General features: G+C 72.5%; 9 protein-coding genes and 1 pseudogene. 4 read left to right on the plus strand and 6 right to left on the minus strand.

Annotation, left to right across the window (positions count from 1 at the left end; translation table 11 throughout):
* Positions 1 to 339 precede the first annotated feature (339 nt).
* Positions 340 to 678: pseudogene (locus ABZX22_RS19075) on the plus strand (transposase family protein); the annotation flags it as partial.
* A 395-nt stretch (positions 679 to 1,073) separates the two neighbouring features.
* On the opposite strand, the gene ABZX22_RS19080 reads toward ABZX22_RS19075, so the two are convergent.
* Positions 1,074 to 3,089 carry a CehA/McbA family metallohydrolase gene (locus ABZX22_RS19080; protein ID WP_354910547.1) on the minus strand — a complete coding sequence of 672 codons (2,016 nt, stop codon included), beginning with the start codon at positions 3,087 to 3,089 and terminating at the stop codon, positions 1,074 to 1,076.
* A 410-nt stretch (positions 3,090 to 3,499) separates the two neighbouring features.
* Here ABZX22_RS19080 and ABZX22_RS19085 point away from each other — a divergent pair, with 410 nt between their 5' ends.
* Both ABZX22_RS19085 and coaE read left to right on the plus strand, forming a co-directional pair.
* Positions 3,500 to 3,946, plus strand: coding sequence for a GNAT family N-acetyltransferase (locus tag ABZX22_RS19085; RefSeq protein WP_354910550.1), 447 nt, complete (start codon positions 3,500 to 3,502; stop codon positions 3,944 to 3,946).
* Positions 3,947 to 3,980: 34 nt separating this feature from the next.
* Positions 3,981 to 4,568: a dephospho-CoA kinase gene (gene coaE / locus ABZX22_RS19090; protein ID WP_354910553.1), complete on the plus strand. Its 588-nt coding sequence runs from the start codon at positions 3,981 to 3,983 to the stop codon at positions 4,566 to 4,568.
* Here the strand turns inward: coaE and ABZX22_RS19095 are convergent.
* Positions 4,558 to 5,520: a hypothetical protein gene (locus tag ABZX22_RS19095; RefSeq protein ID WP_354910555.1), complete on the minus strand. Its 963-nt coding sequence runs from the start codon at positions 5,518 to 5,520 to the stop codon at positions 4,558 to 4,560. The genes coaE and ABZX22_RS19095 overlap by 11 nt on opposite strands.
* Before the next feature lie 19 nt (positions 5,521 to 5,539).
* Entirely contained in the window at positions 5,540 to 11,110 is a 5,571-nt protein-coding gene (locus ABZX22_RS19100) for a TIR domain-containing protein (RefSeq protein WP_354910557.1), read from the minus strand.
* Between the two features lie 95 nt (positions 11,111 to 11,205).
* On the opposite strand from ABZX22_RS19100, the gene ABZX22_RS19105 reads away from it, so the two are divergent.
* Positions 11,206 to 12,354, plus strand: coding sequence for an SLC13 family permease (locus tag ABZX22_RS19105; RefSeq protein WP_354910560.1), 1,149 nt, complete (start codon positions 11,206 to 11,208; stop codon positions 12,352 to 12,354).
* On the opposite strand, the gene ABZX22_RS19110 is transcribed toward ABZX22_RS19105, so the two are convergent.
* The 3 genes from ABZX22_RS19110 to ABZX22_RS19120 are packed head-to-tail and all read right to left on the minus strand — an operon-like array spanning position 12,346 to position 14,802.
* Positions 12,346 to 13,143, minus strand: coding sequence for an inositol monophosphatase family protein (locus ABZX22_RS19110; protein ID WP_354910563.1), 798 nt, complete (start codon positions 13,141 to 13,143; stop codon positions 12,346 to 12,348). The genes ABZX22_RS19105 and ABZX22_RS19110 overlap by 9 nt on opposite strands.
* Before the next feature lie 10 nt (positions 13,144 to 13,153).
* A complete protein-coding gene (locus ABZX22_RS19115) occupies positions 13,154 to 13,774 on the minus strand; it encodes a hypothetical protein (RefSeq protein ID WP_354910566.1) in 621 nt (206 codons plus the stop codon).
* The gene (locus tag ABZX22_RS19120) at positions 13,771 to 14,802 is read right to left on the minus strand and encodes a hypothetical protein (protein ID WP_354910568.1); all 1,032 of its coding nucleotides are present in this window, start codon (positions 14,800 to 14,802) and stop codon (positions 13,771 to 13,773) included. Before ABZX22_RS19120 ends, ABZX22_RS19115 begins: the two co-directional genes overlap by 4 nt.
* Positions 14,803 to 14,869 lie beyond the last annotated feature (67 nt).

Raw genomic sequence — 14,869 nt, forward strand, 5'->3', positions numbered from 1 at the left:
CGACTCGACGGCTGAGATCCTTGGCGAACACATCGGACACCTGGGCCTCCAACACGGGAATTCTGGTCCCTGAAATATAGGCAGCCCCGAGGTCCGCTGTCTGGTGAATCATTACGCGCTGGACCAGCTCGCACTCTTCGCCACTTTTACCGTATAGCGCACCCCGGGGCTTGCGGCAAGACCCGGGGCATGCTGCCTCATCGCGCGCGCACGAATGGTCGTGCTCTCGCTGGGACCTGGTGAAGGGACGAAAAACTACGTCCGGGTATGCCCCCGGGCCGAAAGAAATCGGCTGGTCCCCTGGCTCCCCGAGTCGACCAGCCGAGGAAACAAGCGCCGCTGTGGACCGCGGGCTCGCTGCCCGGGTCGGTGCGCGATCTGAAGGCCGTTCGCATCCGGGGGATCCTGCGCCGTCTGGCCGCCGCCGGGCTGGTCACGCTCGCCGACAAGGGTTACGGCGGCGCGGGTGAACATGTGCGGGTGCCGTACAACGGGAAGAACAAGCCCGCCTCGCAGAAGAGCGCGAACTCCGCCCACGCCAAGCTGCGCGGCCCCGGTGAGCGCGCCAATGCGCGACTGAAGACCTGGCGTATCCTCCGAAAGCTCCGCTGCTGCCCACTTCGCGCAGGCCGGCTGGTCAAGACGATCCTCCTACTACAGCTTCGCGAGAGCCGCTGAAACGGGCATCACGACGCCGATAAGGGCGCAACCGGAGTACGAATGTGAATACGCACTTTTCCCGCCCCGTCATCGCGGTGAAAGGCCGTGACAACGTGCGACCTCAACCGGGAATGGCGGCTGCTGGAAGTAAGGATTCATCAGCCGCGTACAGGCCCGGTATATCCACGCGCTGCCCGATGGGCTTCACCGGGGCGTGTCCGCCGTCCTCTCCTGGTGGGCGGCCCAGAGCCGGGCACTCGGCAGGGGGCATCCGGCCACGGCCTCCCACCCTGCCGGCCGCGGGCTCGGCCGGTCAGACCGTGTCCCATGCGGTGAGCCGGAGGAACCGCTCGCAACAGCACTCAGTGGCGGCGAGGACGAGGAAGGCCCACCGGCGATTCGTCGGGTCAAGCTCATCGCAGGCGTGACCGGTACACCCGCCTGGCCCGCTCGTACACGGCGAGGTGGTCGGCGTGCTGCTCCTCGCTCTCGAACCGGCCGAACTCCGCGATCAGCTCCTCCAGCCGGTCGAGCCACGCCAGGCACCAGCGCACGTCCGCCTCTCGGGCCACATGGTCGCCCGCCACGTCCAGGTAGACGGGGCTGGTGTGCGCGTAGACGCCGCGCCGAGCCTGCGAGCGTGGGTGCGGACCGCCGCTCGCGACGGCCACCACGTAGGTCGGCTCGCCCACCGTCAGCGTCGTCGTCAGCCGGCCGGGCGGCCCTTCGGCGACGACGCCGTCGGCGGTGCGGATCTCCAGCCGCTCCACCTCGGGCCCGATGGACACCACCTCGATCTCCACCCGGGTTCCCGGCGCCAGGTCCAGCGTGTCGCCAGGCTCGTGGCCGTTCACGGTGAGCCCGAGCCACGGTCCGGTGGTGGCGAACGTGCGGCCGAGCAGTACCGCCTCCATGTACGACTCCGCGGTGAGCGGCCCGTCCACGTGCGCGTACACCCGGGCCCATCCTGGAGGGCCGGATGCGGTGCCGCGCCGGCAGAAGGACAGCACGGCGTCGGTGCCGGCCGTGACCGCGAGCCGGTTGCCGGCCCCGACCAGGTGGCGGTAGACCACCGCCGTCCCCTGGATCGACGAGTGGTTGAGCACGTCGAGCGTGTCGACCAGTCCGAGAGCGGCGTCGGCGACGATCTCCCTGGAGGAGCAGTCACGCCCGCGGTCGAGGACCGCCTCGGGCGGGTCGTCGTCGGAGACCGGTCGGTGGAACGGATGACCGTAGCCCGTCATCGCGCCCAGGGCGCGAAGTTCCTCCAGCGCCGTCGCGTTCGGCGGCCAGTCGGCCTCGTCCGCGAAGCCCGAGTGGTAGCGCTCGGGCAGGCCGCGCGGCCCGAACGCGCTGAAGTGGCCCACCAGGTCGTTGCGGTACTCGACGCCGAGCCGGGCGATGTGCTCGCTGTCGGACCACGGCAGGTCGCGGCCCACCCAGTGGGCCAGCGCCTCCAGGTCGTAGACCCGCCGACCCGCCACGTTGCCCGCGACCAGCCCGAGCACGTGCAGGCCCTCGCCGTGCTGCGCCGCCGCCGCCAGCCGGGGAGCGGCGGGCTCCTCTCCCATCCAGTTGAGGTGGACGTGCAGGTCGCCGCCGTACCAGCCGTGGGCCGCCGCGTCGTAGAGCCGCTCGGGTGTCAGCTCCACCAGCGTCTCCTCTCCTGCGGCCGGGGTGAGCGACACACCCGACTCGGTGTACTCCATGCCGCGCGTGACGCTCACTCTGACCGGCTCGGCCGGCACCTCCACCACCAGGTCGTCGCCGTGGAAGTACGGCCGCAGGTGCGCGTCCACCTTGTGCGGCGCCCCCTCGGGATACCAGCCCTGCCCGTCCACGCCGGTGATGCTCCACCGGCACGGCAGGCCGGCGCGCAGCCGTAGCCTGGCCGCAGGCGCCCGCCTGGCGACCGGCGCGAGGTCCACCGCCTCGCCGCCGATCCGTACCTCGCGTGCGGCCTCGACCACCTTGGCGCCGCGCGGGGCCACCTCGTGGGCGACGCCGTCCACGACGACCGTGACCGGCTCCTCCCGGCTGGAGTCGAGCAGGAGGGCCGTCCGGAACGGCGCGTCGCCGAGCACGACCCTCGTGCGGGCCTCCAGGGTGACACCTTCGGGTGTGAGGCGCAGCGCCGGCAGGTGGCCGAGCACGTCGCCCCCGAGCCCGTCGCGCACCGCCCGGTCCACGTCCACCTCGCCGAGCCGGTCCTCCAGCTCGCCGGGGGAGGCGCCGGGGTGCCGCTCGGCGAGCTGCCGCAGGGCGGCGGTCACGTAGTTGTAGCGCCGGTCGAGGAAAACGGTGGCGCGGGCCTGGACGACGTACCCCAAGGGTGCCTCACCCCAGGTGAGGCCGTGCCTGTCGCGCAGGTCGCGGTAGTCGGCGACCGCGCGGGCCACCGGCTCGGGAAGCATCGGATCGTCACACATGCGTCACTCCTGGTCGACGGAGCATCTCGATCTTCATCAGGTGTCGGATGGTCGGGGCCGGGCAGCCTGGCCCTTGCCGGTCGGGTTCAGGTTCATGATCGCCATGGGACGCGCTGCACCCGGCTCAGCCACCCGTGATCGCGACCCGTCGTCAGGTTCTCATGAGAGGGAGGGCGGCGGTGGTACCGGCCACTCCGTACATCGCGATCGCGGCCGACGGTCCGGCGAGATCGGCAAGCGGGCCGCTGCAGCACGCCCAGCCCCTCTACCGTGGTGAGCGCCGAGGCCGCCACGCCGACCGCCTGGCCGCGCCGCTCGGCCGGGGCGACGCGGACGAACTCTGCGCGGGGGCCGGGGTGGCGGGGGCCGCCTGCCCTGTCCGGAGGGTGGGTGGCCGGTAGGGTGGGCGCATGATCGTGCGGGCGGTGGCACGCGATGCGGGACAGATCCTGACGGTGCAGCGGGCGGCCTACGTCACCGAGGCCCAGCTGTACGGTGACCCGTTCATCCCTCCGCTGGTCGAGTCGGTGGAGCAGGTGCGCGCCGCGATCGAGTCGGCCGTGGTGCTCAAGGCCACCGACGGCGAGCGGATCGTCGGCGCGGTCAGGGGCCGGCTGGCCGGCACCGCCTGCCGGGTCGGGCGGCTGATGGTCGCGCCGGATGCGCAGGGCCGCGGCGTCGGCACCGCCCTGCTGGAGGCCCTGCACGAGGCGGTGCCGGAGGCGGCGGCGTTCGACCTGTTCACCGGTCACCTGTCGGAGGGCAACCTGCGCCTGTACCGTCGCCTGGGCTACAGGGAGACGCACCGGGAGCGGATGGACGATCACCTCACGCTGGTGCACATGCGGCGAGACTGATCCGCGGCGACCGCGCGGCGGATAGGCTCTGCCTGTGCTGAAAGTGGGTCTGACCGGCGGCATCGGGTCGGGTAAGAGCGAGGTCTCCAAGCGGCTGGCGCAGCGCGGCGCCGTGGTCATCGACGCCGACAAGATCGCGCGTGAGGTGGTCGAGCCCGGCACGCAGGGGCTGGCCAGGGTGGTGGCCGCGTTCGGCGAGGAGATCCTGCGCCCGGACGGCTCGCTCGACAGGGAACGGCTGGGCTCGATCGTGTTCGCCGATCCCGACAAGCTGGCCACGCTGAACGGGATCGTCCACCCCCTGGTGGGTGAGCGCGTCGCGCAGCTGCAGCAGGACGCGCCCGACGACGCCGTGGTGGTCTACGACGTGCCGCTGCTGGTGGAGAACAAGCTGGCCCCCATGTACGAGGTGGTGATCGTGGTCGACGCCGCCGACGAGGTCCGGCTCGAGCGGCTGACCCGGGTGAGGGGCATGTCCGAGCAGGACGCGAGGGCGCGGATCGCCGCCCAGGCCGGCAGGGAGGAACGGCTGGCGGTCGCCGACGTCGTGATCCCGAACGAGGGCTCGCTGGACGACCTGGACGCCCGGGTCGCCGAGGTGTGGCGGCGGCTCACGGGTTGACCGTCGCGACGTGGTCGCGGTAGGGGTCGAGGTGGTCGAGCGCGATGCGGGTGACCTCCAGCAGGTCGGCCGGGGCCAGGTCCACGGCCACCCCGAGGGCGGCGAACAGCTGGTGGGCCTCCTCGACGGTGGGTGTGTCGCCGAGCGGGGTGGCGCGCTCCAGCGGGAGCCGCCGGGCCTGGCTGAGGCTGTTCTCCAGCTCGGTGGCCCACAGGTTGTAGTGGGGGCTGCCGCGCGGGATGGACACGGCGGGGAAGGCGGGGCCGCGCTGGGTGATGATGAGGCGGCTCCACGACAGGTCCCAGCGGAACAGCGAGAGGGTCTGGGAGACCCGGACCTCGATGTCGAGTAACTGCCGGTTGCGCTGGCGGTACCAGCAGGCGGCCAGGATGGTGGCGTACAGCTCCTGGCGGGTGCCCAGGTCGGTCCAGGTCTTCTCCTCGGTGCCGGCCGGGGCGAGGTCCCGGTGGAGGCGGGTGTAGGCGGCGCACAGGTCGAGGTCGGCCGGGTCGAGGATCTCCAGGCGGAAGGTCAGCTTCCTGCGCTGGCGCTGGGCGTGCTCGACGCACTCGGGCAGGGTGACGGCGCGGGTGAAGGTGCCGGTGCTGCCCTTGAACAGCCAGCGGTCGGTCTCGGCGCGGGCGGCGGTCAGCTCCCTGCTGATGGCGGGCCCGGTCAGCGTGATGACCGACTGCCCGCTGGTGAGCAGCGACCACATGCCGTCGGTCGTGGTGGCCACCTTGGCCAGCTGGTCGGCGACGCGGCGCTGGCGGTGGCGGTCCCTGATCCACACGAAGGCGAGAGCCGCCAGCACCGGCAGGATGACGCCGTCGGCCTTGCCGTCCTCGATGACGTTGAGGAGGTCGAGGCCGCCGACCACCATGGCGACCACGAAAACCACGATGATGTCGAGGTTGCCCGCGATGTCGCGCAGCCGCGCGGAGATTCCCATAGGACGCCATCTACCACGATCAGAATTCGGCGTCCAGGGCGACCGACCGGACGGCGGGCAGGTGCGGATCCAGCTCGCCCAGCTCGAATCTGGCCGTCCCGATCACATGCCAGAACTGCCCGGCCACCTCGCCCTGGAACTTGTAGCGCCCGTCGGGCGCCAGCGCCGCCCAGCCCTCGGGCAGGCCGAGGAGCGTGGCCTGCCGTACGCCGTCGCGCCAGAGGATGACCACCCCGTCGTCGCCGGCGCTGGCCAGCAGCCCGTCGGGGGAGAAGGCGACGGTCAGCACCCGGCGCGTGTGGCCGGTCAGCGTGTGCAGCAGCCGTCCGGTGGCGACCTCCCACACCCGCACGGCCAGGTCGTCGCCGCCGGTGGCCAGCAGGTCGCCCCCGGCGGAGAAGCCGGCGCTCCACAGCCGGCCCGCGTGCCCGCTGAGCGTGTGCAGCAGCCGGGGATTCCACGGATTGCCCGGGCGCAGCTCCCAGATCATCGCCCTGCCGTCGTTGGAGGCGCTGGCCAGCAGGCGGCCCGTGGGGTCGAAGGAGACGGAGTAGACGCGGTCGGTGTGCCCTTCCAGCGTCGCCACCCTGCCGCCCGACTCGACGTGCCAGACGCGGACCAGCCGGTCGTCGCAGCCGGTGGCGACGAAGACCCCGTCGGGGCTGAAGCCGATCGAGCGCACCCTGCCCTTGTGGTCGGCCAGGTCGCTGACCAGGCGGGCGGTCGGCCGGTACCAGATGCGGACGCTGTCGTCGTCGTTGGCGGTGGCGATGTGCCAGCCGTCGGGGCTGAACGCCTCGGCCCACACGTGGTCGGTCTCGACGTTCAGCTCGCGCTCGTGGTCGCCGGTGACCGCGTTCCAGAAGTGGACGCCGCCGTCGTTGCTGGCGGTGGCGAGGACGGGCCCGGCGGGGGAGAAGACGGCGGAGATCAGGCGGTCGGCGGCGCCGGTGAACTCCCGCAGGCGGCGGCACGTGCGCGGCTCCCAGATCCGTACCACGCCGTCGTTGCCGCTGGTGGCCAGCATCGAGCCGTCGGCGCTGAAGGAGACGGAGGAGATGCGGCGGCCGTGGCCGCGCAGGATGCGGGTGCACTGGCCGGTCACGGGATCCCACAGGCGGGTGGTGCCGTCGTTGCTGCTGGTGGCCAGTTGCGCCCCGTCGGGGCGGAAGGAGAAGGGCCACACCGAGCTGCGGTGCCCCGACAGCTCGGTCCTGCGCGGCCCGCCGATCTCCTGCACGCGGACGGTGCCGTCGGAGTCTCCGGTGGCCAGCAGCTCGCCGGTGGGGGAGAAGGTCACCTGGTAGACGGCGGCCCGGTGGGTGGTGTGCAGGCCGCGTGAGTGGCCGGAGCGCGGCTCCCACAGCAGGACGGCGCCCTCGGTGTCGCCGGTGGCCAGCAGGTCGGCGTCAGGTGAGAAGGCGACGCAGTAGACCCGCCCCTGGTGCCCGGACAGCGTGTGCAGGAGCTCGCCGTTCCGCCACACCCGCACCGTGCCGTCCTCGTGGCCGGTGGCCAGCAGGTCGGCGCCGGCGGCGGCGCGGTAGACCGCGCCCTGTCCGGAGAACAGCGTGCGCACGTGCCGGCCTGAGCGGGGGTCCCACACCCGGACGGTGCCCGCGGAGTCGCCCGTGACCAGCCCGGAGGGGGTGAACGCGGCGGTGAAGATGGGCGCGGTATGGCCGCTCAGCCGGTGCAGGAGCGCGCCGGTCGAGGTGGACCAGATCCGCACGACGCCGTCCCCGCCGCCGGCGACGATCAGGTCGCCCGCGGGGCTGAAGCGCACCGGCCACACCCCGTCGGCGTGGCCGCGCAGCGTGTGCAGCGGCCGGCCGGTGAGCGGGTCCCACAGCACCACCGTTCCGTCGCTGGCGCCGGTGGCGAGCAGGTCGTCGCTGAAGGCCACCGCGTAGACGCGCCCGCTGTGGCCCTGCAGCGTGCGGACCGGCAGCCCGCCGGTGGACAGCAGCACGCCGCCGTCCTCGTTGCCGACCGCCAGCAGCGCGCCCGAGGGGCTGTAGGCGATCGGCTCGGGCAGGCGGCTGGTCTGGAAGTGGTACCCGTACGGCACGCCGATCGCCGCGGGCGCCAGCTCCACCTCGACCGGGTCGCCCGGCACGACGGCCGCCCCGCGCAGCGGCGGCAGCGTCCCCTTGGTGTTGATGAGCGCGGCGCGGTGCCAGCGGCTGCCCTCGACGGAGACGTCGCTCAGGTCGGTGCCGAACAGCCGGGCTCCTGACAGGTCGGCCCCCCGCAGGTCCGCGCCGGACAGGACGGCGCCGTCGAGCCGGGCCCCCTGCAGGACCGCGTCGCGCAGGATCGCCCTGGACAGGTCGGTGCCGGCCAGCGTCGCCCCGTCCAGCCGCGCGCCGGTGAGGTCGACCTCGCGCAGGTCGCGCCCGGACAGGTCCTCGCCCTGCAGGTTCGCGCCGCGCAGGTCGGCCTTGGCGGGGGTGCGCAGCCGCGCCAGGATCTTGACCGCGTTGGCCCTGACCACGTCGTCGGTGCCGGGGTCGGACAGCACCGTGGCCACCCAGTTCTGGGTGGCCCTGATGTCGGCCAGGTCGCACAGGAACTCCACCATCAGCGCCGACAGCGGGCGCCTGGCCAGCAGCGACGAGTCGGGCAGTGAGGCGGCGACCTGCCGGGCGATCAGCCACTCCATCACCGAGGCGTGGATGAAGCCGAACATCCCCTCGTCGGTGCGCACCATCAGGCTGCCCGTGCCGACCGCGTGGGCCGCCTGCACACCGGTCAGCTGCCCGTCGGCCAGGTCGGTGAGCGTCTCGGCGATCTCGGTCAGCTCCGCCAGGCCGAGGAAGGACTCGCCGGTGTCCCACAGCCGCAGCGCCAGCGCCGTGACCGCCCGCCACAGCTCCCCGGCGGTCAGCGGCGCGGGGGCGCCCGGCACGCTGGTGCGCCGCTCCTCGAAGGCGAGCCAGGAGGTGAGGATCTCCTCGTACAGCAGGGCCGGACTGATCGTGTGGCGCGCGGTGGCGACCGTGCGCAGCCGCTCGGCGTCGAGATCGGCGATGAAGCTCAGCATCCTGGGGTTGCGCCCGAGGTCGAGCAGGTCCTTGATGCCTTCGAGCAACGACAGGCGGGCCTGCGCCTCGTCGCTGCCGGCGAAGCGGTTGGCGAGGTAGGCGCGGATCTGCCCGTGCGTGAAGTCCTCGACGCTGATGACGCGCCGCTGCGGCAGGACCCCGACCATCTCGCCCAGCGTGGTCAGCACCTGCCCGTGGGACTTGAAGTGCTGGGTACGGCTGGCCACGACGATCTTCGCCTTGTCCTCGGCCGCGGCCAGCAGCGTCGTCAGGTGGTCGGCCGCCCGGTCGTAGGTGACGCGGGTGACCAGCTCGTCGAACCCGTCGAACAGCAGCACGATCCGGCCCTGCCGGAGCAGGTAGTGGAAGGCCTTGAGGTCGATGAGCTCCTCGCCGTGGTTGGCCAGGTGCGCGGCCACCAGCCCGTCGACGGAGTGCGCCTTGTCCAGGGCGCGCAGCTCGATGAGGATCGGCGTCAGGTGCGGCAGCTCGGCGGGGATGCGCCTGGCCAGCTCCCGCAGGGCGAACGTCTTGCCGTGGCCGAAGTCGCCGAGCAGCAGCAGGAACCTGCCGTGGTCGGCCGACAGCAGCCGCATCAGCTCGTCGGTGAGCCCGTCCTTGGTCTCGGGCGTGGGGCGGTCGAGCTCGCGGTAGCGCTGGGGCACGTACAGCTCGGGCGGGTAGCGGCGGTCGGCGCGCAACCTCATGGACTGCTCGGCGACGTACTCCGACAGGTCGAGCAGGCCCTGGAACTCGGTGAAGCTGCGCACCCGCACGCCCCTGCGCATCAGGTCCTCGCGCAGCACCCTGGGGGGCGGCGGGCCCTGGTAGACGAGTTCGAGGGCGAGGGTGGTGGCGTGCGCCTGCCGGACGAGGGCCTCGGTGTGCTCGGCGGACAGCTCGCCCACGTGGGCGGCGATCATCGACTGGCGGACGAAGCCGTCCTCCGGGTAGGTCATCACCAGATGGGTGTCGAACCTGCGGATCTTGACGCGCTCGTGCCTGGCCTCGCACACCTCGGCGATGCGGTCGAGCAGCAGCTGCGCGGGGCTCGGCTGGCGCTCGACGACCTCCGGGGTCTTGGCGGGGCCCGGCGCGGCCTCGCCGGTGAACGTCGACCGGGCCGCCTTCCACCGGTACGGCGTGCGCTCCGGCTCCCCGTCGGGCCGCCAGAGCCGGATGCCGGTGGGGGTCAGCTCGACGACCTGGTGGCGCCTGGGCGCGCCGACCGTGCCCTCGGCGGTGGGGCCGGGCCCGTGGAAGAGCAGGTTCAGCCGGTGCCCGATCAGCCGCTCCATCGTGGTGATGTCGCGCAGCCCGCTGGGCGCGTGGCCGATCGCGCCCAGGCGCATCCAGGAGCGCTCCTCGTACTCGCGCAGCCGTTCGGCGAACCAGGCCGCCTGCGCCTCGCCGACCAGGCCGTAGGCGTCCTTCTCCAGGTGGCTCATCGCCATCGTGGAGTTGAGCCCCGCCACGGCCAGCCGCAGCTCGGGCAGCTCGAACAGGGTCCACGGCTGCCCGCCGTCGAACACCGCCCCGTCGTGGTGCAGCTCGGCGAACATGCCCGCGTAGTGGCGCCACTTCGGCCAGTACGGCGGGTGCGGCCGTACGTCGTCGGCCTCGCAGGTGGCGAAGTAGGCCTTGGCGGCGGCCTTGGTGACGTCGCGCGGGCCCGGCACCACGACCAGGCGGCGCGGTTCGAGACCGAGCAGCACGCGCAGGCTGGTCAGGAACTGGGTGGCGTGACCGAACTGGGTGAGCGTGCCCGACTCGGTCAGGTCGCCGGTGACCAGCATCAGGTCCGGCTTGGGCATGCCCTTGTCCTGCATCCTGGTCAGGTCCGCCCAGATGCGGGCCTGCAGGTCCTCCGGCGTGAACGGCTCGCCGGGTTCGGGCAGCGCCCGCCCGAACCTGGTGCCGCCCAGATGTAACACGCTGAGCGTGTCACGGGTGCGCTGCTGCGCCGGGCCGAGCGGGAACGACGGGGCGGTCCGCGGGGTGCGCCTGGCCCGGTCGAGGCGCTCCCTGGAGGGCGCCTCGTGCGGGGGCTCCGGCTCCGGCTCGCGCTCAGGCTCGGCCGCGCCGTGCGGGAAGGCGGGCGGCAGGTGGGGCTTGGCCCGCCCGGCGACCGCCTCGGCGATGCGGTTGAGCAGCAGGCCGCGCGCCGTGCCCTGGTCGGTGACGCCCACCAGGTCGACCCAGGTGATGGTGGACAGCAGGCCCCCGAGCGGGACGTCCTCGAGGCGGACGGTGATCAGCTTGGCGGAGGGGTTGTCGGGCACGGCGCGCAGCGCGGCCTGCCACTCCATGCGGCCGTAGCGGGAGCCGAGGTAGTTGCGTGACAGCACGGCCACGACGACCTGCGCCTCGCTGACGCCTCTGTCCATGAAGTCGATGAAGTTCGTGCCGGGCACGAAGTCCCACGCCTGGATCATCGTCCGGTAGCCGGCCGCCTCGAGCTCCCAGGCGATCCACGTGGCCCAGGCCGTGTCGGCGGGGGAGTAACTGACGAAGATGTCGGTGGGCCTGCCGTCACGCGCCATTGCGCCAGTATCCCCGCTACGGACGCGGTTGTGGAGGGTTACGGCACGCGACACGATCAGTTCGTCGACTCGGGTCCATGTGCGAAGATCGACCCGTGCTGAGCCGACTGGGCGTCCTGGACTGGATCAGGATCGGGCTGCTCGCCCTCGGGCTGGCGTTCGTGGCGACGGGGCTGCTCCCCCTCGAGAGGGCCGTCGAGGAGCTCGACGGCATCTGGCCGCTGATGATCTTCCTGGTCGGGGTCATCGTGCTGGCGGAGCTGACCAAGGAGGCCCGGGTCTTCGACGTCATCGCGGCCAGGATGGCGGTGCTGGCGCGGGGCAGCAACGTCGCCCTCTTCCTGCTGTGCGGGCTCTTCGCCTCGCTGGTGACGATCTTCCTCAATCTCGACACCACGGCGGTCCTGCTGACGCCCGTCATGCTGGCCCTGGCGCCACGCGCGGGCATCGCCGCGCTGCCGCTGGCGATGACGACGATCTGGCTGGCCAACACCGCCAGCCTGCTGCTGCCGGTCTCCAACCTCACCAACCTGCTGGGCATGGCCAGGATCAACCTGTCCACCAGGGAGTTCGCTGGGCACATGTGGGCGGCCCAGCTGGCGGCCATCGCGGTGACGATGGTGTTCCTGTGGGTGTTCTACTGGCGGGGCAACCGGCGCTACACCCCTCCCGTCCTGGAGCCGGTCGCCGACCGGGTGCTGTTCTGGGCCGCGTCCGTGGCGTGCGTGCTGTTCGTCGGCGCGCTGCTGCTGGAGGTGCCGGTGTCGGTGGCGGCACCGGTCGCGGCGGCCATCGTGGTGGTCGCCTTCTCGGTCAGGGACCGGGCCAAGCTCACCTGGGGCCTGGTCCCGTGGCAGCTGCTGATCTTCGTCACCGGGCTGTTCCTCGTCGTGCCGACGCTGAGCGCGCACGGGCTCGGCACGGCCATGTCGTGGCTGCTGGGCGAGGCCCAGGACCCCTATCGCACCGCGTTCGTCGGCGCCGGCCTGGCCAACCTGATCAACAACCTGCCCGCGTACAAGGCGTTGGAGAGCGTCGTGACCGACCCGCTCGCCCTGCTCATGGGCGTCAACGTGGGCCCCGTCGTCACCCCGTGGGCGTCGCTGGCCACGCTGCTGTGGTTCGAGTCGTGCGCCAGGCACGGGGTCAAGGTGCCCATGCGCCGCTTCCTGCTCACCGGCGCCGGGCTGGCGGTCGCCGGGATCCTGGCCGGCGTCGCCGCGCTGACGGCCTCCTCAGGCTGACCCGATCAGCTCCAGCAGCGCGGGGATCGCCCGCGGGTGCCCGGCGACGAAACTGCGGTCCTCGGGCGGCCCCTCCAGGCTCCAGGGGAACGGGCCGCCGTCCAGCGCCCTGATCTCGATGCCGGCCTCGTGGGCCAGCAACGCACCCGCGGGCAGGTCCACGGCCTCGGCGCAGTAGCCGACGAACCCGTCGATGTCGCCCCTGGCCAGCATCGCCCACGACAGCAGCGGCGCCCACAGCTGCAGCACCCGCCGGGCCCCCAGGTCCAGGCGCATCTTCAGCGGGTGCGCCGCAGCGCGCGAGACCCCGTGACCCTGCGTCCACGCCACCACGGGCCCGTGCCGCCAGGGCCGGTACGGCGGCGCCAGCCGTACCCCGGCAGGGCCGTAGGCTCCGCTCCCGCGGAGGGCCGACCAGGTGCGGTCGGCGACCGGCTCGTGCACCACGCCCACGACGGGCCGCCCGCGGTGGCACAGCGCCAGCCCGACGACGTAGGCGGGCAGGCCGATGGCCACGTTGTTGGTGCCGTCGAGCGGGTCGATGAGCCACGTCCACTCCCCGCCCGCCGCCCCCACCAGCCCCGACTCCTCGGCGATCACCGAGTGGGAGGGGAAGGCCGTCAGGATCCGTTCGAGCAGGAGCTTCTCCGAGGCCAGGTCGAGGTCGGTGACCACGTCGCCGGTGTCGCCCTTCGGCCGCACGGCGGGAGCGGGCCCGCCCTCGCGAAGGATCCTCCCGGCGGCTTCGGCGGCCTGCACCGCCACGTGCCGAGCGTGCTCGAGATCCACGGGATCCTCCCTAGATGAGGTGCTCGGCGATCAGCCTCGCCGCGCGGGCGGTCTCGGCGGCGTCGAGATGCTCGCGGACGGTGTGGTGGGCCGGCGTGCCGAGCGGGCCGAGCGACAGGTCGTGGCTGCCCGGACGGCCCCTGCCCAGGGCGATGGTGGCCGCCTCGCCGTCCTCGGGGATGACGCTGGCGTGGAAGCGGTCGGCCGGCAGCGTGTAGGTCTCGCCCTCACCGAACACCTCCACCTGGCTGGTGCGGTGCCGCACGGTCCGCTCGGTCGGCTCGATGCGGTCGCCGCCGGGGTCGCTGACCACCTCGAACACCCGGTGCGTTGCGTCGGCGGCGGCGTCCTCGACGATCACGTGGACGTTGCGCACCTGGCCGTACAGGACGTGGCTGACCAGGTCCCAGCTGTGGCAGTGGATCTGCGAGGTGGTGGCGTCGGCGTGCGGGAACGCCTTGGACCACAGGTGCAGGCACACGCCGTCGACGCCGTCGCGTTCGAGTGGCAGGCAGACGAAACCCAGCGGATGCCGTACGGCGCGCAGGTCGCCCAGGCCGGCCAGCGCCTCCAGCGCCCACCGCCGGGCGCCGCCGCGCAGGATCTCCTCGTACACCGCCTGGTGGCTCATGACCCGTAGGGGTCCTTGGCCTGCAGGGCCTTCCTGGTGACGTCCACGACGTCGTGCTCGGTGTAGGCCTTGGGCAACGGTAGCTCGATCCGCCTGAACAGCTCCTCGACCTCCTCGACCGTGGGCTCGTCGCTGAGCGGCACCGCCTTGTAGCGCTCGACGGGGACCCGCCGGGCCTGCTCGAGACTGAGCCGCAGCTCCGAGTCGCAGTTCTCGTAGTAGAAGGTGCCGGCCAGGGCGCTCATCGCCCTGTTCGGGTCTTCGACGGTCATGACCAGCCGCGTGGCCGACAGGTCCCAGCGGAAGGTGGTCATCGTGCGGGACAGGCCGACGCCGATGTCGAGCAGCCCGTAGCGCTGGCGGTGCCAGAAGACGGCCAGGATCGTCGCGTAGGACTCCTTCCTGGCCCGGTCGGTCGACCATCGCTCGCCCGTGCCGTCGGGCAGGTCGGACAGCGAGCGCCGGTAGTGCGCGTAGGCCTCGCAGACGTTCTCGTCGGTGGGGTCGATGATCTCGATCGTGATCGTGAGATGCCGCCGCACCCGGCGCGCGGCCGCCACGCACTGCGGCAGCGTGACGGCCCGCAGGTAGGTGCCCGTGCCGCCCTTGAAGCTCCAGCGTGTGGTGTCCCTGCGGGCGGCGGCCAGCGCCTCGGCGATCTCCTGCCGGCTGCCGAGCACCCTGACCAGCTGCAGCTCGTCGAGTGCCCGCCGGGTGCCGGCGACCAGCGACTCCAGGTGCTCCAGGCGCTGCAGCCGCTCGGGCAGCTGGGTGAGGGCGCCCGAGGTGATGGTGCGCTCGACGGGGGCCTGGCGTGCCCGGTCCCTGAGCAGCGCGGTGGCGACGAGGGCCAGGATGACCAGCGTCGCGGAGCTGATGAGCTGGGTCTTGACGGTGTCGAGGATGACCGGGTCCGGCATGATGCCGAGCACGCCGACCACGACCGCGAGCGTCAGCGCGATGGCGCCGTCGGCGTTCTGCGCCGCCCAGGGCGCGGCCCGCTTGATCCCCGTGACGAGCCGCCTCATGGTGTGCCCCGCACCTCCTCATGACTCCCCACGCCATGGTAACGAGGACGTCACGCGATCACCAGCG

It is taken from the genome of Nonomuraea sp. NPDC003804 (assembly GCF_040610675.1).
In the GTDB taxonomy this organism is placed as follows: Bacteria; Actinomycetota; Actinomycetes; order Streptosporangiales; family Streptosporangiaceae; genus Nonomuraea.

What these genes read in the sequence shown, in the direction of transcription:
- ABZX22_RS19100 (WP_354910557.1), bottom strand. Translation starts at nt 11,110, where the DNA reads ATGGCGCGTGACGGCAGGCCCACCGACATCTTCGTCAGTTACTCCCCC.
- ABZX22_RS19080 (WP_354910547.1), bottom strand. Translation starts at nt 3,089, where the DNA reads ATGTGTGACGATCCGATGCTTCCCGAGCCGGTGGCCCGCGCGGTCGCC.
- ABZX22_RS19115 (WP_354910566.1), bottom strand. Translation starts at nt 13,774, where the DNA reads ATGAGCCACCAGGCGGTGTACGAGGAGATCCTGCGCGGCGGCGCCCGG.
- ABZX22_RS19085 (WP_354910550.1), top strand. Translation starts at nt 3,500, where the DNA reads ATGATCGTGCGGGCGGTGGCACGCGATGCGGGACAGATCCTGACGGTG.
- ABZX22_RS19120 (WP_354910568.1), bottom strand. Translation starts at nt 14,802, where the DNA reads ATGAGGCGGCTCGTCACGGGGATCAAGCGGGCCGCGCCCTGGGCGGCG.
- ABZX22_RS19095 (WP_354910555.1), bottom strand. Translation starts at nt 5,520, where the DNA reads ATGGGAATCTCCGCGCGGCTGCGCGACATCGCGGGCAACCTCGACATC.